This window comes from Methanobrevibacter sp., from assembly GCF_045112895.1.
Taxonomy (GTDB): Archaea; Methanobacteriota; Methanobacteria; order Methanobacteriales; family Methanobacteriaceae; genus Methanocatella.
The window spans coordinates 23723-40717 of sequence record NZ_JBGUIH010000043.1 but is presented as its reverse complement, the minus strand read 5'-3'; the positions used below and the strand labels follow the sequence as shown (position 1 = coordinate 40717).

The 16995-nt window shown below is 37.0% G+C and carries 17 protein-coding genes and 1 tRNA gene; 17 read left to right on the top strand and 1 reads right to left on the bottom strand.

Features of this window, described 5'->3' with window-relative positions:
- Nucleotides 1–75: 75 nt before the first annotated feature.
- The 11 genes from cfbD to ACJMLD_RS07855 all read left to right on the top strand — a co-directional run bounded on the left by cfbD (nucleotide 76) and on the right by ACJMLD_RS07855 (nucleotide 10800).
- Nucleotides 76–1149 (top strand): Ni-sirohydrochlorin a,c-diamide reductive cyclase catalytic subunit, encoded by a 1074-nt coding sequence (gene cfbD, locus ACJMLD_RS07905; protein ID WP_405270331.1) that lies wholly within the window; start codon nucleotides 76–78, stop codon nucleotides 1147–1149.
- Nucleotides 1146–1742 carry an imidazole glycerol phosphate synthase subunit HisH gene (gene hisH / locus ACJMLD_RS07900; RefSeq protein WP_405270255.1) on the top strand — a complete coding sequence of 199 codons (597 nt, stop codon included), beginning with the start codon at nucleotides 1146–1148 and terminating at the stop codon, nucleotides 1740–1742. The genes cfbD and hisH overlap by 4 nt, the downstream gene beginning before the upstream one ends.
- Nucleotides 1743–1744: 2 nt before the next feature.
- Nucleotides 1745–3109, top strand: coding sequence for an AIR synthase-related protein (locus tag ACJMLD_RS07895; protein WP_405270253.1), 1365 nt, complete (start codon nucleotides 1745–1747; stop codon nucleotides 3107–3109).
- Between the two features lie 51 nt (nucleotides 3110–3160).
- Complete coding sequence (locus ACJMLD_RS07890; RefSeq protein ID WP_405270251.1) at nucleotides 3161–3601, top strand: hypothetical protein; 441 nt, start codon at nucleotides 3161–3163, stop codon at nucleotides 3599–3601.
- A gap of 48 nt (nucleotides 3602–3649) precedes the next feature.
- A tRNA-Arg gene (locus ACJMLD_RS07885) sits at nucleotides 3650–3723 on the top strand.
- A 21-nt stretch (nucleotides 3724–3744) separates the two neighbouring features.
- Nucleotides 3745–5001: a tRNA pseudouridine(13) synthase TruD gene (gene truD / locus ACJMLD_RS07880; protein WP_405270249.1), complete on the top strand. Its 1257-nt coding sequence runs from the start codon at nucleotides 3745–3747 to the stop codon at nucleotides 4999–5001.
- Nucleotides 5002–5042: 41 nt separating this feature from the next.
- Nucleotides 5043–5828 carry a zinc-ribbon domain-containing protein gene (locus tag ACJMLD_RS07875; RefSeq protein ID WP_405270247.1) on the top strand — a complete coding sequence of 262 codons (786 nt, stop codon included), beginning with the start codon at nucleotides 5043–5045 and terminating at the stop codon, nucleotides 5826–5828.
- A 15-nt stretch (nucleotides 5829–5843) separates the two neighbouring features.
- A complete protein-coding gene (locus ACJMLD_RS07870; protein WP_405270245.1) occupies nucleotides 5844–6233 on the top strand; it encodes a DUF126 domain-containing protein in 390 nt (129 codons plus the stop codon).
- An 8-nt stretch (nucleotides 6234–6241) separates the two neighbouring features.
- Nucleotides 6242–7456: an amidohydrolase family protein gene (locus ACJMLD_RS07865; protein WP_405270241.1), complete on the top strand. Its 1215-nt coding sequence runs from the start codon at nucleotides 6242–6244 to the stop codon at nucleotides 7454–7456.
- The gene (locus ACJMLD_RS07860) at nucleotides 7453–8244 is read left to right on the top strand and encodes a nitroreductase family protein (RefSeq protein WP_405270238.1); all 792 of its coding nucleotides are present in this window, start codon (nucleotides 7453–7455) and stop codon (nucleotides 8242–8244) included. Before ACJMLD_RS07865 ends, ACJMLD_RS07860 begins: the two co-directional genes overlap by 4 nt.
- Before the next feature lie 66 nt (nucleotides 8245–8310).
- The gene (locus ACJMLD_RS07855) at nucleotides 8311–10800 is read left to right on the top strand and encodes a heavy metal translocating P-type ATPase (protein ID WP_405270234.1); all 2490 of its coding nucleotides are present in this window, start codon (nucleotides 8311–8313) and stop codon (nucleotides 10798–10800) included.
- Nucleotides 10801–10829: 29 nt separating this feature from the next.
- Here the strand turns inward: ACJMLD_RS07855 and purB are convergent, their stop codons facing one another.
- Nucleotides 10830–12179 carry an adenylosuccinate lyase gene (gene purB / locus ACJMLD_RS07850; protein ID WP_405270231.1) on the bottom strand — a complete coding sequence of 450 codons (1350 nt, stop codon included), beginning with the start codon at nucleotides 12177–12179 and terminating at the stop codon, nucleotides 10830–10832.
- A 143-nt stretch (nucleotides 12180–12322) separates the two neighbouring features.
- On the opposite strand from purB, the gene ACJMLD_RS07845 reads away from it, so the two are divergent.
- The 6 genes from ACJMLD_RS07845 to trpD all read left to right on the top strand — a co-directional run bounded on the left by ACJMLD_RS07845 (nucleotide 12323) and on the right by trpD (nucleotide 16993).
- Nucleotides 12323–12526 carry a helix-turn-helix transcriptional regulator gene (locus tag ACJMLD_RS07845; RefSeq protein ID WP_405270228.1) on the top strand — a complete coding sequence of 68 codons (204 nt, stop codon included), beginning with the start codon at nucleotides 12323–12325 and terminating at the stop codon, nucleotides 12524–12526.
- A gap of 383 nt (nucleotides 12527–12909) precedes the next feature.
- Nucleotides 12910–13386 carry a CPBP family intramembrane glutamic endopeptidase gene (locus ACJMLD_RS07840; protein ID WP_405270225.1) on the top strand — a complete coding sequence of 159 codons (477 nt, stop codon included), beginning with the start codon at nucleotides 12910–12912 and terminating at the stop codon, nucleotides 13384–13386.
- Between the two features lie 22 nt (nucleotides 13387–13408).
- A complete protein-coding gene (locus ACJMLD_RS07835; protein WP_405270221.1) occupies nucleotides 13409–13810 on the top strand; it encodes a hypothetical protein in 402 nt (133 codons plus the stop codon).
- Between the two features lie 101 nt (nucleotides 13811–13911).
- Nucleotides 13912–15408: an anthranilate synthase component I gene (gene trpE / locus ACJMLD_RS07830; protein ID WP_405270218.1), complete on the top strand. Its 1497-nt coding sequence runs from the start codon at nucleotides 13912–13914 to the stop codon at nucleotides 15406–15408.
- A complete protein-coding gene (locus ACJMLD_RS07825; RefSeq protein ID WP_405270216.1) occupies nucleotides 15405–15989 on the top strand; it encodes an anthranilate synthase component II in 585 nt (194 codons plus the stop codon). The genes trpE and ACJMLD_RS07825 overlap by 4 nt, the downstream gene beginning before the upstream one ends.
- Complete coding sequence (gene trpD / locus ACJMLD_RS07820; protein ID WP_405270213.1) at nucleotides 15986–16993, top strand: anthranilate phosphoribosyltransferase; 1008 nt, start codon at nucleotides 15986–15988, stop codon at nucleotides 16991–16993. The genes ACJMLD_RS07825 and trpD overlap by 4 nt, the downstream gene beginning before the upstream one ends.
- The last annotated feature ends 2 nt before the right edge of the window (nucleotides 16994–16995 follow it).

Here is a 16995-nt window from a genome sequence, read left to right as displayed (position 1 = left end):
GAATTTGTTAATTAATTATATTAATTAAGAATTAAAAATACTTATTTGTTAAAAGCATATTAGGTGATAAAAATTATACATCCGAGACCAAGTCCAATTGCTGCTACCCTTTACACATTAAGAGACATGAATGTCGATGTTATTGTCATGCACGGGCCTACCGGCTGCTGCTTTAGAACAGCCAGGCTTTTAGAAGGTGACGGTGTACGTGTCGTAACTACAGGAATGTCCGAAAACGATTTCATTTTGGGTGCCGGTGAAAAATTAGTAGAAACTTTGACTGAAGCCTATGAGACATTCGAACCAAAATTGATGGGTATTGCAGGTACTTGTGCAAGTATGATTATCGGTGAGGATTTAAAGGAAGCAATTGCTACTGCAGATTTGCCGTGTACTGTTATCCCTGTTGAATCTCATGGGGGATCCGGTGAAGGTGACAATACTGTTGGAGCAATAATGGTTTTAGATGCGGCCGTTGAATGTGGCGTTATTCCAAGGGAGGAAGCGGACAGGCAAATCGAAATGCTTGAAAAGGCAACTGAAGTTGAAAAAACCCGTGGAATGGCACAGGGTAAGTATATCAAGCCTAATTTTGGAGATTCAAAAGAAAATGTTGCTAAAATCGTTGTCAAAGCCCTAAAAGATAATAAGAAAGTTGCTTTTATTTTAAATGTTAAAAAGGAGACATCATATCTATTTGCAGATATCATAAATTTTGACTACAAAGAGATCAATCCGGACAATAAACCTATTTTTGTAGCAAATCTGGATGAGAATATTGGGCTTCCAAGAATCAGGCAGCATGCGGTAAACATTAGAAATCAATTGAATATTGGGCCTGATTTCATCACTGGGGGGCTTGATGAATACCCAATCACTGCCAATAATGCGGCGGAATACCTTAAAGATAAGGATTTGGATTTGATTGTTGTATTTGGAGTGCCTCATGCATTTCCAATTGAGGAATTTGATGTTGAATCAGTTGCTGTCACCGATGGGCCTCGTTTGGTGCAACCATTAAAGGAGTTAGGTTTCACCCATGTTGTTGCGGAGCTTGATGCACACTCAAAAACTTTAGGAACAGATGAAATCGTATTTTCTGATTTTGGTGGAATGATTAGATCAGCTATTGGATGGTTAAACGAATGATTACGATTATTGATTATAAAAGTGGAAACTTAAAAAGCATTTCAAATGGTTTTAAGAAAATCGGCGTTGATTATCAGATAACAGATGATAAGGAAATCATTGCAAACAGCGATTTTATGGTTTTGCCGGGTGTCGGAGCATTCGGAAGTGCAATGGAGAATTTAAAACCCTTTGAAGACATTATTCATGAGCATGTTAATGATGACAAGCCCTTTTTGGGAATCTGCCTTGGCCAACAGGTACTAATGAGTTCAAGCGATGAGTCTCCCGGTGTCAAAGGCCTTGATTTATTCAGGGGACATGTTGAAATCCTGCCTGAAGGCGTTAAAATTCCTCACATGGGCTGGAATAAGTTAAATGTTTTAAACGATTCACCTATTCTAGAGGGCATCGACGGTGAATACTTCTATTTTGTTCACTCTTATCATGTAGTTCCAGATGATGAAAGCATCATCGCAGGAGTTTGTGAATATGGTGGAGATGTTGTTGCATCTTTGAGTCAAAATAATTTGTTTTCTACACAGTTTCACCCTGAAAAAAGCGGTGTAGCAGGATTGAAGATATTAAAGAATTTCACTAATTTGGAGATATAAAAATGGATATTGAAGGATTTGTAAGAGCAAGAATCGATGATTACAGTTATGATGATTTAGCAGAGATTTTGGCTGTAAGAATCAGAGAATACAAAAAAATCTCAGAAGAAAACTCTATTGAAATGGCAAAGGCAGTAATTGATGAAGTGTCAACTACCTTGAAACTGCAGGAAAGCGATGATGAATTCCTAAAGGAAATAGCTAGTGTTAATAAGGCTGGCGTAGGCATGGGCGAGATGGGAGTGGGATCTCGTGGAGCAGGAGACTTCTTTGTTCACAGAAAAATCGCGGAAATCGTATCCTCTACCAACACTGCATCTTTAGTTAATCCATCAGAACAGGACGACGGAGGTGTTGTAAAAGCTGCAGTTAAAAATGATGAAGTCTATATTACAACAGCCGTTGATGGAATACACTCACGTTTAAGCGAATATCCATTTTTAGGAGGATTCCATGTAACCCGTGCTACTCTAAGGGATGTTTGTGTAATGGGGGCTGATCCTGTTGCAATCCTAAGTGATGTTCACCTGGCAGATGACGGTGATGTTGCAAAGATATTTGACTATACGGCAGGAGTGGCGGCAGTCTCAGAGCTCGTTGATGTTCCAATCGTTGCAGGAAGCACATTGCGTATAGGTGGAGACATGGTTCTTGGGGACAGGTTCGTTTCCGCTGTTGGGAGTGTAGGTGTATCACCGCATCCTCCAACTGCAAGAAAAGGAGCAACAGAAGGAGACATCATACTTTTAACAGAAGGTTCCGGTGGAGGAACAATCACAACAACAGCGCTTTACAATGGATTCTTTGATGTCGTATGGGATACAATGAACGTAAACTTTGTTCAGGCATCACAGGCATTGTTTGAAGCAGATCTTGTAAAGGACATCCATGCAATGACTGACGTGACAAACGGAGGTCTTAGGGGAGATGCCCATGAAATATCCAACACTACCGGTGTTGGGTTGGAGTTCTATGAAACCGAAATCAATAAGATGGTTGCTCCAAATGTGTTGAACATGCTAAAAACATTAAATATTGACCCATTAGGCGTTTCAACAGACTCTTTGATGCTGATTGCACCTCCGGAAATCGTTGGAGATATTAAAAAGGCAGTCGGAAAATACGATGTTGCAATATCTGAAATCGGTGAGGTCAATAACTCCGGCGAGCCGATTTTGATTAGGGAAGATTCATCCGAGGAAAAGCTGGTTCCATTATTCAGGGAAGCAGCTTATACTAAAATCAAAAAATTGGTCGGCGATACAACCCCTGAAGACTTTGAAGAAATGAAGGAAAAAGTTCAAAAGGCTTCAGATGCGGCAATTCGCAAAAAAGATAAAGTGATAAAACACATTCGTGCAAATTAATTTTTGCACACTTTACTATTTTTTTAATACTTTTAAATCCTATTTTAATCCATGTTAGATCAAAAAGGATATTTTTACATAATTGATGCAGTTCTTGCAGTAATGCTACTTTTAATGGTATTCTTAATTGTAAATGCAGCCATTTCCATTCCAAGCCCTGATTATTCATATGATTCAAAAGACATTAGGGCTGCCCAAGACACAATGGAGATGCTGAGCGGAAAGGTGAACTTTACAGACCAAACTTTTCTAGGCGAAATCTCTGAGATTTTGAAAAGCAACGAAAATTCAAAGGAATCCATTCGTGAGGTCTCAAAGCTTTGCAAGGACAGGTTTGAATCATTCAACATTAAAAACTATAAGTTCACAGAAAACAATGTTTTGAAAGGCAAGGTTTTAGCATCATCCGGCAATTATTCAAGGGCAGGTGATGTTTCAGTGGCAACAAGGAATTACGGGGATTATTCATATAGTCTGTCAACATGGCAATAATTAAATACTATAAAGAATATATGATAAGTTGTTATCTTATTTTGTTTAGCCCTGGTGGTGTAGTTTGGATAACACATGGGACTGCGGATCCCATTCCCCGGGTTCAAATCCCGGCCAGGGCATTGTAATTTTCCGTGATTATTATGTTGAATGCTAATACTTATGTTACAGCTCAGAAAGGTATTGGTGGAACAATCAGAAACCAATATGAAGATTTTTATGTTGAAGAAATTCCAGAAATCATTCCTGAAGGCGAGGGGCCTAACGTTTATGTGTGGATTGAAAAATTGGGAAGAACAACACTGGATGTTGTATTGGACATTGCCCGCGATTTGCACATTTCAAGAAAAAGGATGGGCTTTGCAGGAATGAAGGATAAAAAGGCAATTACCCGTCAGTGGATTTGCATAGCCAATATGGACTCAGAAGAGCAGTTCAGGCAAGTTGAAAACCTGGATATTTATAAGACTGATTTTTTAAAGGTTGTCAGAGGCCGCAAAAAGCTTAGGATGGGTCAGCTTAAGGGAAACAAGTTCAAAATTCTCATCAAGGATTTGGATGACATTCAGGAAAGTGCAGACATTGCAAATGAGGTCCTAAAGGAGCTTGAAGTGACAGGTGTTCCCAATTACTTTGGCTGGCAGAGATTCGGCAAGCCTAGAACAATAACTCATTTGGTTGGCGAAGCGCTAGTTGAAAACGACCTTGAAAAGGCTGTCAACACTTATATCGGAAATCCTCAGGATGATGAAGGTGAAGACAATCGGATGGCAAGACAGGCATATGATGACGGAAACCTTGAAGAATCACTTGAGTTGATGGGCAAAAGCATGCGTTATGAGAAGATGATGGTTAAGGAACTGATAAGGGATTCCAAAAAGGGAGAATTGACAGACAAATCTTACATGAACGCATTGCATGCACTTCCAAAGCCGCTTCAAAGAATGTTTGTACATGCCTATCAGTCTTACCTTTTTAATGAAGCGGTAAGCAAAAGGGTTGAAATGGGAATCAATACCTACATTGAAGGTGACATTGTCATTGACCCGGAAGAGCATATTGTCCGTGACAAGACTCCGGAAGAGATTCAGGAAATGATTGATAACTTCGAAGCCAGTCCGACCTGCCCTCTGTTCGGTACTAAAGTTCCGTTTGCCGATGGTGCAGTTGGGGAGATGGAAGAGAATATCTTAAAAAATTATAATATTACAAAAGCCGATTTTGAAGTTCCAAAAATGCCTCGTTTGGGAAGCCATGGCCTTAGAAGGTCAATGAGATTCCAGGTATGGGATGCGTCTGCAACTCCAACAGATGAAGGCGTTTTATGCGAGTTTTCAATAAATAAAGGATCTTATGCTACTGCAGTTTTAAGAGAAGTGATGAAAAAGGATGTCGTTTAATTTTTTATATTGTAAACAATAAATGAATATATGGTGTTAATATGGTGATTTGTCCAGATTGTGGAAAGGAAGTAAAGGATGCAAAATTCTGTTCTAATTGCGGTTCCCTTCTTCCAAAAGCAGAAGAAACTGTTGATGTTGCTGTTGAAGAAGAACAAGTGGAAGATGTAGTTCAGGAAGAGGAAGTTGAAGAAGCTACTGTTGAAGAGGAACCTGTGGAAGAAACTTCAGAGGAAGAAACTGTTGATGTTCCTGTTGAGGAAGAAGTAGTTGAACAAGAACCAGAAGAAGCTGTTAGTGAAGAATCAGTTGAAGAGGAAGTCATTGAAACTCCTGCTGAAGAGGAACCAGTTGAAGAGGCAGATGAAGAGACAATCGAAGTCGTTAAAAAATCCAAATTCTGTCCTAATTGCGGAACTGAAGTCGTTGCCAAAACAGCTTTCTGCCCTCAATGTGGTTTTAAATTCATAGGTGAAGAAAAATCCGAAACTAAATTCTGCCAGAATTGCGGTAAGAAAATAGACATCAATGCTGAAATCTGTCCGCATTGCGGTGTTAGGGTGGCTAATGCTCCTGCTTCCGGAGAGAAAAATGTGCTTTTGGCAGCAATTTTAAGCTTTTTATTCCCCGGTTTAGGTCATTTGTACCTTGGTTTAAACAAAAAAGGAATTTCATTTATTATTGCTTATATTGTTTCAGCAATTCTTGTATCTTTATTAATTGGACTTGTTTTGGTTCTTATTGTATGGGTTTGGGCTTTAGTTGACTCCATCAAATCAACAGAGGCTATTAATAAAGGAGAATTCGTTGAAGATAAGTTATTCTAATCTTAAGTGATGTCTATGATTGAATGTAGAAGTATTGCAAAGGGAAAAGGAAAAGGAGAGTTAATTGTTTCATCAGAACCTATCAGCTTTTTAGGCGGGGTAAATCCAGACACTGGGGTAATAATTGACCCTAATCATGAATTGAAAGGCGAGTGCATTAAGGATAAAGTTTTATTCATTCCGGGCGGTAAAGGCTCAACAGTCGGGTCTTATGTGATTTTCCAAATGATGAAAAGCAATACCGCTCCAAAAGCTATAATCTGTCTTAATGCAGAACCAATTATAGCAACCGGCGCCATAATGTCTGATATTCCGATGGTCGATTCACCTGCCGAAACCAAAGATTTGGTTACTGGAACTTTGGTTGAAGTTGATGGGGACAACGGAACAATCGAAATTTTATAGGTGTAAATATGCAAACTCTAATTGAAAATGTAAATGTTATCAACCCATTAGATGATGTAAGAACTCATCAGAATGTGTTGATTGAAGACAATTTGATTAAGGAAATTTCATCAGACAAACCGTCAACAAAAGATAATGTTGATGTTGTTGATGGTGAAGATAATTATTTGCTTCCGGGTTTTATTGATTGTCACACTCATATTTTTGCAAAGGGTTTCCACAAAGAGGAAAATATGGCAAATCCATTAGGGATTCATTTTTATAATGCCGTTCCACATTCCCTGCAGACAATCAATGCAGGAGTTACAACAATTAGGGATTGCGGATCTGCCGATTTAAGTTTCAAATTGGCTCAGCAAAGAAAGCTATTCGTCGCTCCAAAAATTCATTTGTCAATCACTCCTTTGGTCATGACTGGGGGTCATTTTGACTTATTGCTGCCTTCCGGATGGGATATGGAGATAATGTATCCTGGTTTTCCAAAAGGTAGATGTGATGGCGTTGAAGAGGTCCTAAAAAAGACCCGTGAGGTAAAAAGAGCGGGTGCTGATTTTATTAAGGTAATGTGCAGTGGTGGGGTTTTGACCACAAACACTTCACCTGAATTTCCACAATTCAACAAAAAGGAACTTAAAACCATAGTATGCGAAGCCAATGCAAGCGACATGAAGGTTTCAGCCCATTGCCATAGTTTAAAGGGAATGAACAATTGCATTGATGTCGGATTCAGCTCAATAGAGCATGGAACATTCATTGATAAAAAGACCGCTTGCAAAATGGTCAAAAGGAATGTTAGTTTGGTTCCAACACTTCTGGTTCATCAATTCCTGTATAAAAGCGGTTTTCCTGCATGGGACAATTATGCTGAAGAAAAATCCGCCAAATTAAAAGAAATAGTTAAGGTTCACAAGGAAAATATCGTTATTGCTTACCAAGAAGGTGTTAGTATCTTGATGGGAACAGACAGCGGCGTTATTCCTCATGGGCATAATTTGGAGGAATTGGTTCATTTGACTGATATTGGAATGAGTGAAGCAGAAGCGATAGCCAGCGGCACTGTTAAAGCGGCAGAATTTTTAGGAAAAGACAATCTTGGACTCATTAAGGAGAATTATGTTGCAGATTTGATTTTAGTTAATTCCAATCCTTTGGATGATATTTCTATTTTAAGCGATAATGATAATGTTTTAAGTGTTATTCAAGATGGTGAATTAGTGAAATGAAATTAGTAATTGATAAAGAATTATGCACGGCATGCAAACAATGTGCTTCTGTTTGTATTCGTGATAACATTATTGTAGAGGATTTTGCAGTTGAAACTGGAGGCAATTGCTTTGAATGTGGCCATTGCATGGCAATCTGTAAGCAAAATGCCATAACATTGAAGTCTTTTGAAGGTATGGAAGATAGGATTCAAGATTATAATCCCCGTGAAATACCGGTCGATTATGATGACTTACTTCAATTATTAAAGCAAAGAAGATCAATCCGTTGGTTTAAAAACAAAATGATTGACAAAGGAACTTTTGACAAGTTATTTGAAGGCGCTTATTATTCGCCATCAGCTCAAAACCAGCAGGATGTCGAATTTGTAGTTTTGGATGAAAAACTTGATGAATTCATGGAGCTTGTTTATGATATCATTAAAGTCCAGGAAGACGAATTTTTTAGAATTAAAGAATTTGGTGATTATCTAAAAGATAACTCTACAAAAGAATTTCATCCTTTACTCTGGCAAGGCAAACAGCTTATTTTAACATTCTCAACCGATAAAACAAGCGCAGTTATAGCTAATGTTCGCTTGGAACTGCTTGCTTATTCATTAGGGTTAGGTGGATTTTATTCTTTGTTCATTCTAAAAGCTGATGAAATAGATCATGATAAATTGATGGAATTTTTCCCAGATATCGATAAAAATAAACACATGTATTCTGCTTTCATTATTGGATATCCTAAAGTGAGATTCAGAAGAACAATTCCTCACAAAGACATTAAAGTTACTTATTTTTAGATTTACCTAAACTTTATATTACTAAAAAATGATATATTGTTGTATATAATATAACGGTTGTGATAGATGGTGAAACATAAACATATGGATTTGCCGATTGAAGGAATGCATTGTGCATCTTGCGTTTTAAGTGTAAATAAAACTTTTGGGAAGATTGAAGGTGTAGAAGAGGTTGATGCAGACCTTGCAGCTAATAAATTGCATATTACTGTTGACACTAAAAAGATTTCCTATGAAGAGATGGAGAGGTTAGTAAAAAACCTCGGATTTGACCTTCATACTGATGAGATGACCATAAGAATTCAAGGAATGCATTGTGCTTCATGTACAATGAATGTTGAGAATTTCTTAGTCAGATTAGATGGAATTTTTGATGTTAAGGCTGATTTGACTTCACAATCAGCAAGAATTAGATATGATTCATCTAAAGTCACATTGGATGAAATTGATGAGGTAATCACTTCTTTAGGTTTTGAGCTTCTAGGTGTCGAAGGGCAAACTGAAATCGATGAAGAGGCAATTTACCAACAGGATCTAAAGGATAAACGTAACAGAATCATTGTTGGTTTGATAGCATCAGCCATCCTAATGGTTTTAATGTTTACCATGTGGGATCCATTAGCGGGTGTTGTCAGTAGTATCAATGAGTCCTTAGGCATTAACATTTCTTCCATGGGATTATTGTCATTGCTTGTAAGTATTTTACCATTTTTATATGTTTCTCTGCCAATTTTAAAAGCGGGATTTAATGGATTGGCGCATAAGAACTTGAATATGGATGTAATGTATTCAATGGGTATTGTTGTAGCTTATGTTTCAAGTATTTTAGGAACTTTCCATATTGTTTTGGATCATTCCTTCATGTTTTATGACTCTGCCGTAATGCTTCCCGCATTCTTGATGATTGGAAGATATTTGGAAGCTAGAGCCAAAAAAAGAACTTCTGATTCTATTCGTGAGTTAATAGGTCTTCAGCCGACTGTTGCAACAGCTATTGAAGTTGATGAAAATGGGGAGATTGTATCACAAAAAGAGGTTTCCATTGCCGACATTGTTGTAGATGATTTGCTTTTGGTAAAGCCTGGTGAAAAGATTCCTGTTGACGGCGATGTTGTCGGTGGGGAGTCTTATGTTGACGAATCAATGATTAACGGCGAACCGATTCCAAAAGTAAAAAAAGATGGTGAAGAGGTTTTTGCCGGAACCATCAATCAGGATGGCGTATTGCAGATTAAGGCCAAAAAGATAGGAAAGGAAACTGTACTATCAAATATCATTCGTTTGGTTGAAAAGGCACAATCTTCAAGGCCTCCGGTTCAGAAGTTCGCAAATACTATTGTTTCTTACTTTATTCCAGTTATCTTGACAATTGCCATTGCAGTATTTTTAATTTGGTACTTTGTATTGGGCGCTTCATTGCTGTTCTCACTTACTTGCTTAATTTCAATTTTGGTGGTTGCATGTCCATGTGCTTTAGGTCTTGCGACTCCGACTGCTGTTACTGTTGGTGTTGGAAGGGCTGCTGAATACGGTATTCTGATTAAAAACGGGGACACATTGGAAAATGCCGGTCAAATTGATGTGGCCGCATTCGACAAAACAGGTACAATAACCGAGGGAAAGCCTGAAGTTGATGACATTATTCCATATGGAGTTTCTGATGAGGATTTAATCAAGCTTGCAGCCAGCATTGAGCAGAATTCAAATCACCCTATTGCAAAAGCCATAGTAAATAAGGCCAAAGAGTTAAATATCGATTTGGATTCAACTTCAAGCTTTGAAAATATAACAGGTAAGGGTTTGAAAGCCGAATTGAATGGCGGTGAAGTTTTAGCAGGTAATCTGACCTTAATGCGATCAGAAGATGTCAATGTCTCTAAAGAATTGGTTGATAAGTATCATGAACTTGAAAAGTTATCTAAAACAATTATCCTTATTGCACAAGACAAATCAGTTAAAGGCATTTTAAGCTTGTCTGATAAAATCAAGGCAACTTCCAAAAGGACTATTGAAGAGCTGCATAAGATGGGTGTCGAAACCTACATGTTGACTGGGGATAATGAGGCCACAGCATTGAATGTAGCTCGTGAAGTTGGAATTGACAATGTCAAAGCGGGTGTTCTTCCTGAAAACAAATTGGACATTGTTAAAGAAGCTCAGGCAAATCACACCAAAAAGGTCTTATTTGTTGGAGACGGTATCAACGATGCTCCTGCACTTACGCAGGCGGATATTGGTGTAGCAATGGGTAATGGTACGGACATCGCTATGGAAAGCGGGGACATTGTCGTAATGGAAGGAGATTTGGAGAATGTCGTTGCCGCAGTGCAGTTTTCCAAAAAGGTAATGCGCAGAATCAAGGAAAACATCTTTTGGGCATTTGCATACAACTCAATTCTGATTCCGATTGCAGCAGGTGTCTTGTATCCTACATTTGGAATAACATTCAAGCCAGCATTGGCAGGCCTTGCCATGGCATTGAGTTCAGTAACGGTCATAACTCTTTCATTAATGCTTAAGAGATATGTTCCGGAAATAAAAAGAAGTAAAAATTAATTGATTTTCAAATCAATTAATTCTATTTTTTAAAACCAAGTTTCGGATTTTTCAAGCAATTCGTCAATGATGGTTGGTATGGATCCGATATAGGTGTGAGGGTCCATCAGTTCGTCAACATCTTCCTTAGTTAGGTATTTCTGAACCTCTTCGTCTTCTAGAATCAGTTCACCTAACAGGAGTTTTTCTTTATTGGCTTTGATTGCGTTTTTCCTTACAATTCCGTATGCGGTCTGTTTTCCCATTCCTGCACGGGTAAGCTCCGCCATCAACCTTTCAGCCATAATCAAACCATTTGTCAAATTCAAGTTTCTCTCGATGTTTTCATCATAGAATACAAGATTGTTCATTAATTTGATGGTTAAGTTTAGGATATAATCAGTTAAGATACAGCTTTCTGGAAACATAATCCTTTCACAGGAGGAATTGGTCAAGTCTCTTTCGTGCCAAAGCGGATTGTTGTCCAATGCGGCATTCACATATGATTTGACAATTCTTGCAACGCCACAAATCCTTTCAGCTGTAATAGGATTCATCTTATGTGGCATTGTGCTGCTTCCTACTTGTTTTTCAGGATCGAAGTATTCTCCGACTTCCATGATTTCAGTTCTTTGCAAGCTTCTGATTTCTAATGCGATTTTGTCTAATGTACTTGCGATATTGGCTAAAACACTTATGAATTCAACGTGGTTGTCTCTTTGCAATACTTGGTTTGTAATTGTTGCTGCAGGAAGGCCTAAAATTTCTGCAACTGTTTTGTGGATTTCCCAGCCTTGTTCTCCTAGTGCTGCTGTGGTTCCCACTGCCCCATCCATCATTCCAATACATACATTGGCTTCTGCATGTTCCAGTCTGTCGTATTGCCTGTGGAGTTCATCAGCCCATAGGCCAAATTTCATTCCATAGGTTGTAGGAAGTGCATGCTGTCCGTGTGTTCGTCCAATACATACTTTCATCTTATGTTCTTTTGCTAAATCAAGCATTATTTTGGTTAATCTTTCTAGCTTTTCTTTTAATACAATGATTGAATCTTTAATCAATAATGAATTTGAACTGTCGACAATGTCATTTGATGTTGCTCCGAAGTGAACATATTCACCTGCACCGTTTTCACAAACTTCAGTAATCGATTTTGATAGGGCGGCAATATCGTGATTGGTTTCTGCTTCAATTTCTTTCATTCTTTCTAGTTTTACGTATTTTGTATTTGCTTTTGCCGCAATTTCATCAGCAACTTCCTGTGGAATAATACCGAGCTTGCCTTCAGCTTGAGCGAGTGCAGACTCAACATCTAACATTCTTTGCAATTTATTTTCTTCTTCCCAGATACTTTTCATTTCGGGTGTCCCATATCTAAATTCAATTGGGTGTATAGCCATTTTTTATCAACTCACCTTTAATATTTTTGATAACATTATAATATTTTGCTTTTAAATTATTAATATTTAAGGATTTTAGAAAGATTTATATTATTTCATATAAAAAATAGATATAACTATAATTATGAATTATAGGTGATTAATTGGAAACTAAAATAAGACTGTTCCGCCAAGAAAAAGGTTTGACTCAACAGCAACTTGCCGATTTGGTTGGCGTAACTCGTCAAACAATAAATGCTTTAGAAAACGCTCGCTATAACCCTTCCTTATTATTGGCCTATCATATAACTAAGATCTTGGGTAAAGATGCAATTGAAGATATTTTTATCTTTGGTAATGATGATTGAACGCTGTTAATTTGTGTGATGATTCGTACTTGACTAATTAGTCATTCTTATCAAATTTTTTTTAATGAATTTTTTTCTTGATAGATATGTCTTTATTTAATGAAAAACTTAAAAATATTTCTTTAAAAGAGGTATTGATTTTAATAATTATTTTATTTATAATTCAATTTATTTTTAATTCTTTAAACATTGTTCATATTAATTCTGTTTGGATTTACATTTGCATAATTTTTTATTTTATCTTTAGATTAAGAGATAATTTTTCAAGCCTTAAACAGGATTTAATCGATGTTTTTTCAATGGGAACCTTGAAAAACATTTTAATCATTGTTATCTTGAATATTTTTCTTTCTTATGGATTTTTATATTTATCCGGGTTTATTTTGAATGCATTTCCGGATATGGGCCATTTAATTAATTTTCAAGTATCCTCATTATATTTGAATAACTCCCTGATTGCCATTGAAAGTTTCATTGCTACAGTATTTATCTCTCCGATTTCTGAAGAACTGATTTTCAGGGGAGTTTTATTAAATAGGTTGAAGATAATTGTGCCAACGGTCTTTTCAATATTGATTACATCCTTATTGTTCGCTTCTATGCACACTTATGGAAGTATTGTTGCGGCATTTATCTTTGCAATATGCATGGCCATCCTGTATTTGAGAACTGACAATATTCTGGTTCCGATTTTTGCACATTTTTTAAATAATCTGGTTGCAGAGAGCATTGTTATTCTTGATACGGTAAATGTGCTGTTTACAAATACTTTTGTCGTTTTCGCAGTTTCTATTTTGGCCATACTTTCGTTTGGTTTGGTTATAAATTCGATTATTAAGGAATTGAATAGTATTAAATAATAATAAGTTTAGATATGTAAATATGGATTTGAGAAAAATAGGTGTTCTTTTAATATTTGTTGGAATTTTCACTACTGTTCTTTTTGTAAATGATGATAAGATTTTTGTTCCTGCATTGACTATAACCGTTTTGGGATTTTTCATAACTGTTGTAGGATTTGTGATTGAAGTTAGAAAACAAAAAATCAAGAATGACAAATTGGATAAGGACATTGGCACCGTTCTTCAGCCTTTGATTACAAAATACTCTAATTTAAATAAACAATATCGCAGTGAATTCGAAGGGGAGGAATATGCTCAAAAGAGACTTCAGCTGAATCGTGATTTGGAAAAGGAGATTAGCGAAAAGCTCCCTTATTTGGAAAGCAGGGAAATTAAAAAAATCGTTATTCAATTCAGCCAACAACAGGACAAGATGTATTGATATTTTTTTTCAAAGTTACTATAATGTACAAATTGTTACAACAAGGTTTTAAATAGTACATTATACTAATTATATAATAGTAAATTTAAATGTGTGATAGGATGTTTTCCCCAAGTTTAGAAGATGTTAAAAAAATTGGAAAGGATGAGGAGTATAAGCGAATACCTGTATCTTATGAACTTTTTTCAGATATAGCTACTCCCATAGAGGTTTTAAGAATTTTGAAAGGTATCAGTGACCATACTTATATGTTGGAAAGTGTTGAAGATTCACAAAAATGGGGAAGATACACATTTTTAGGTTACGATCCTCTTTTGGAGTTCACTTGCCAAAATGGAATTGTCACCATAAAAGGGGATAAAGACTTCAATGAACTTACAGATGATGAGGTAACTGTCGAGACCGATAATCCCGGTGAGATTATTAAGGGTTTGGTTAAAAAGAACAAATCTCCTAAATTGGATTATTTGCCTCCTTTTACAGGGGGTTTTGTAGGTTATTTCGCATATGATTATATAAAGTATGCTGAACCTTCCCTAAAGCTGGATGCCGAAAATCAGGATCAGTTTAAAGACATTGACTTAATGCTGTTTGATAAGGTAATTGCGTTTGACAACTTCAAGCAAAAAATAGTCATTATCGTAAACATGAAAACCGATGACTTGGAAGGTAACTATGGAAAGGCATGCGATGAATTAGTTGAAATTGCCAATTTGATTAAAAACGGTAAAAAAATAGATGTTGAACCGCTCGAATTGAAATCTGATTTCAAACCGGCATTTTCACGTGAAAAATATTGCAATATGGTTGACAGGGCAAAATACTATATTCGCGAAGGCGATATTTTCCAGGTTGTTTTATCCAACAGAATCGAGGCGGATATTACGGGAAGTTTATTTGATACTTATAGGGTTTTAAGGACAACTAATCCATCTCCATACATGTTTTACTTCTCAAGCAATGATATTGAGATAGCTGGAGCATCTCCCGAAACTTTAGTCAAATTAAATGATAATAAGCTATACACATTTCCTCTGGCGGGAACAAGACCTCGCGGAAAAACCGAAGAGGAGGATTTGAGGCTGGAAGAGGAATTATTGGCTGATGAAAAAGAACTGGCAGAGCATAACATGCTTGTTGACTTGGGTCGAAATGACATTGGAAGAATTGCTGAAATCGGTTCTGTTAAAGTGGACAAATACTTATCAATTGAGAGATTTTCACACGTGATGCATATCGGGTCTACCGTTACAGGCGATTTAAGAAAAGGTTTGGATTCCTTATCAGCAATCGATTCAATTTTGCCTGCCGGAACATTGTCTGGAGCTCCAAAAATAAGGGCTTGTGAAATTATAAATGAACTGGAAGACAATAAGAGAGGAATTTACGGAGGAGCCATAGGGTATGTTGACTTAAGCGGAAACCTCGACACATGCATTTCAATAAGAATTGCCTTTGCCCGCAACAACAAAGTATTCATCCGTTCAGGTGCAGGAATTGTTGCAGATAGTGTGCCCGAAAAGGAATTTGACGAATGCTTGAATAAGGCGGCAGCAGTCATTAATGCATTGAAAATTGCTGATGGGGGGATTGAATGATTCTTTTAATAGATAATTATGATAGTTTTTCATATAATTTGTTTCAATTGATTGGTGAAGTTAATCAGGATATTCTGGTTTATAGAAATGATAAAATAAGCATTGACGAAATCACTGAGTTAAATCCTGAATGCATCATATTGTCCCCTGGACCGGGAAAACCGGAAAATGCAGGAATCTGCATTGATATCGTAAAGGAATTCCATGACAAGATTCCTATTTTGGGAGTTTGTTTAGGTCACCAAGCGATTTGCGCCGCATTTGGAGGAAAGATTTCCCACGCAAAAAGATTGATGCATGGGAAGTCATCAAAGATATCACTGGATTATGATTTTATTTTTAAGGAATTGCCAAGTGAAATCAGCGTTGGAAGATATCATTCCTTAAGCTTGGTTAAGGATACGCTTCCTCAATGTCTAGAAATCATTTCAAAATCAAAGGATGATGGAGAAATAATGGCCGTAAAGCATAGAGATTTCAATGTTTATGGTCTGCAGTTCCACCCCGAATCAATATTGACTCCTGACGGTTTAACAATTATAAGAAATTTCACAGAAAAGGTTGAAAGAGGAATATTATGATTAAAGAAGCTATTTTAAAAGTATACAAACATGAAGATTTGACTTATGATGAAGCATACCAGACTATGGATGAAATCATGAGCGGCGAAGCAAGCGAAGTTCAGATGAGTGCTTACTTGACAGCGATGTCCATGAAAGGTGAAACAATCGATGAGATTACTGCATCCGCTGAAGCAATGAGGGCACATTGTGTAAGATTATTAAATGATTTGGAAGTTTTGGAAATAGTAGGAACCGGTGGAGACGGTTCGAATACTTTCAATATTTCAACAACCTCATCCATTGTCATTTCGGCTGCAGGAGTACCTGTAGCAAAGCATGGAAACAGATCAGCATCAAGTAAATGCGGCGCCGCTGATGTATTGGAAGCGTTGGGGGTTAATATTTACATTGAACCTGAAAAAAGTTTAAGATGTTTAAGAGAAATTAACTTATGTTTCCTATTTGCCCAGAATTATCATCTGTCCATGAAATATGTTGCAAGCGTTAGAAAGGAACTTTCAATCAGAACCATATTCAATATTTTAGGCCCTCTGACAAATCCTGCCGGAGCTACAATGCAGGTTTTGGGAGTCTATGAAAAGGAATTGGTGGAACCGTTGATGGATGTTTTGAAGAATTTGGGAGTTGCATCAGCAATGTCAGTCTATGGAATGGACGGCATGGATGAAATTTCAGCAAGTGATAAAACTTTTGTATGTGAACTTAAAGATGGTAAAACAATGTCTTATGAAATTTCACCTGAATATTTCGGCATGGAACTTGCATCTAAAGAGGATCTTATCGGTGGAGACGCACAAGAAAATGCTGAAATTACATTATCAATATTGAATGGTGAAAAAGGACCAAAAAGAAATGCGGTCCTATTGAATTCTGCTGCAGGATTATATGTTGCAGGCAAAGTAGAATCTTTAAGGGAAGGTGTGGACCTTGCAGCTGAAATAATCGATTCCGGAAAGGCATTGGAACAACTTGAAAAATTTATTGAATTTACAAACGGCTGATT

Coding starts and splice junctions, on each gene's coding strand:
- hisH (WP_405270255.1), top strand. CDS start 1,146: ATGATTACGATTATTGATTATAAAAGTGGAAACTTAAAAAGCATTTCA.
- ACJMLD_RS07895 (WP_405270253.1), top strand. CDS start 1,745: ATGGATATTGAAGGATTTGTAAGAGCAAGAATCGATGATTACAGTTAT.
- ACJMLD_RS07890 (WP_405270251.1), top strand. CDS start 3,161: ATGTTAGATCAAAAAGGATATTTTTACATAATTGATGCAGTTCTTGCA.
- truD (WP_405270249.1), top strand. CDS start 3,745: ATGTTGAATGCTAATACTTATGTTACAGCTCAGAAAGGTATTGGTGGA.
- ACJMLD_RS07875 (WP_405270247.1), top strand. CDS start 5,043: ATGGTGATTTGTCCAGATTGTGGAAAGGAAGTAAAGGATGCAAAATTC.
- ACJMLD_RS07870 (WP_405270245.1), top strand. CDS start 5,844: ATGATTGAATGTAGAAGTATTGCAAAGGGAAAAGGAAAAGGAGAGTTA.
- ACJMLD_RS07865 (WP_405270241.1), top strand. CDS start 6,242: ATGCAAACTCTAATTGAAAATGTAAATGTTATCAACCCATTAGATGAT.
- ACJMLD_RS07860 (WP_405270238.1), top strand. CDS start 7,453: ATGAAATTAGTAATTGATAAAGAATTATGCACGGCATGCAAACAATGT.
- ACJMLD_RS07855 (WP_405270234.1), top strand. CDS start 8,311: ATGGTGAAACATAAACATATGGATTTGCCGATTGAAGGAATGCATTGT.
- purB (WP_405270231.1), bottom strand. CDS start 12,179: ATGGCTATACACCCAATTGAATTTAGATATGGGACACCCGAAATGAAA.
- ACJMLD_RS07835 (WP_405270221.1), top strand. CDS start 13,409: ATGGATTTGAGAAAAATAGGTGTTCTTTTAATATTTGTTGGAATTTTC.
- trpE (WP_405270218.1), top strand. CDS start 13,912: ATGTTTTCCCCAAGTTTAGAAGATGTTAAAAAAATTGGAAAGGATGAG.
- ACJMLD_RS07825 (WP_405270216.1), top strand. CDS start 15,405: ATGATTCTTTTAATAGATAATTATGATAGTTTTTCATATAATTTGTTT.
- trpD (WP_405270213.1), top strand. CDS start 15,986: ATGATTAAAGAAGCTATTTTAAAAGTATACAAACATGAAGATTTGACT.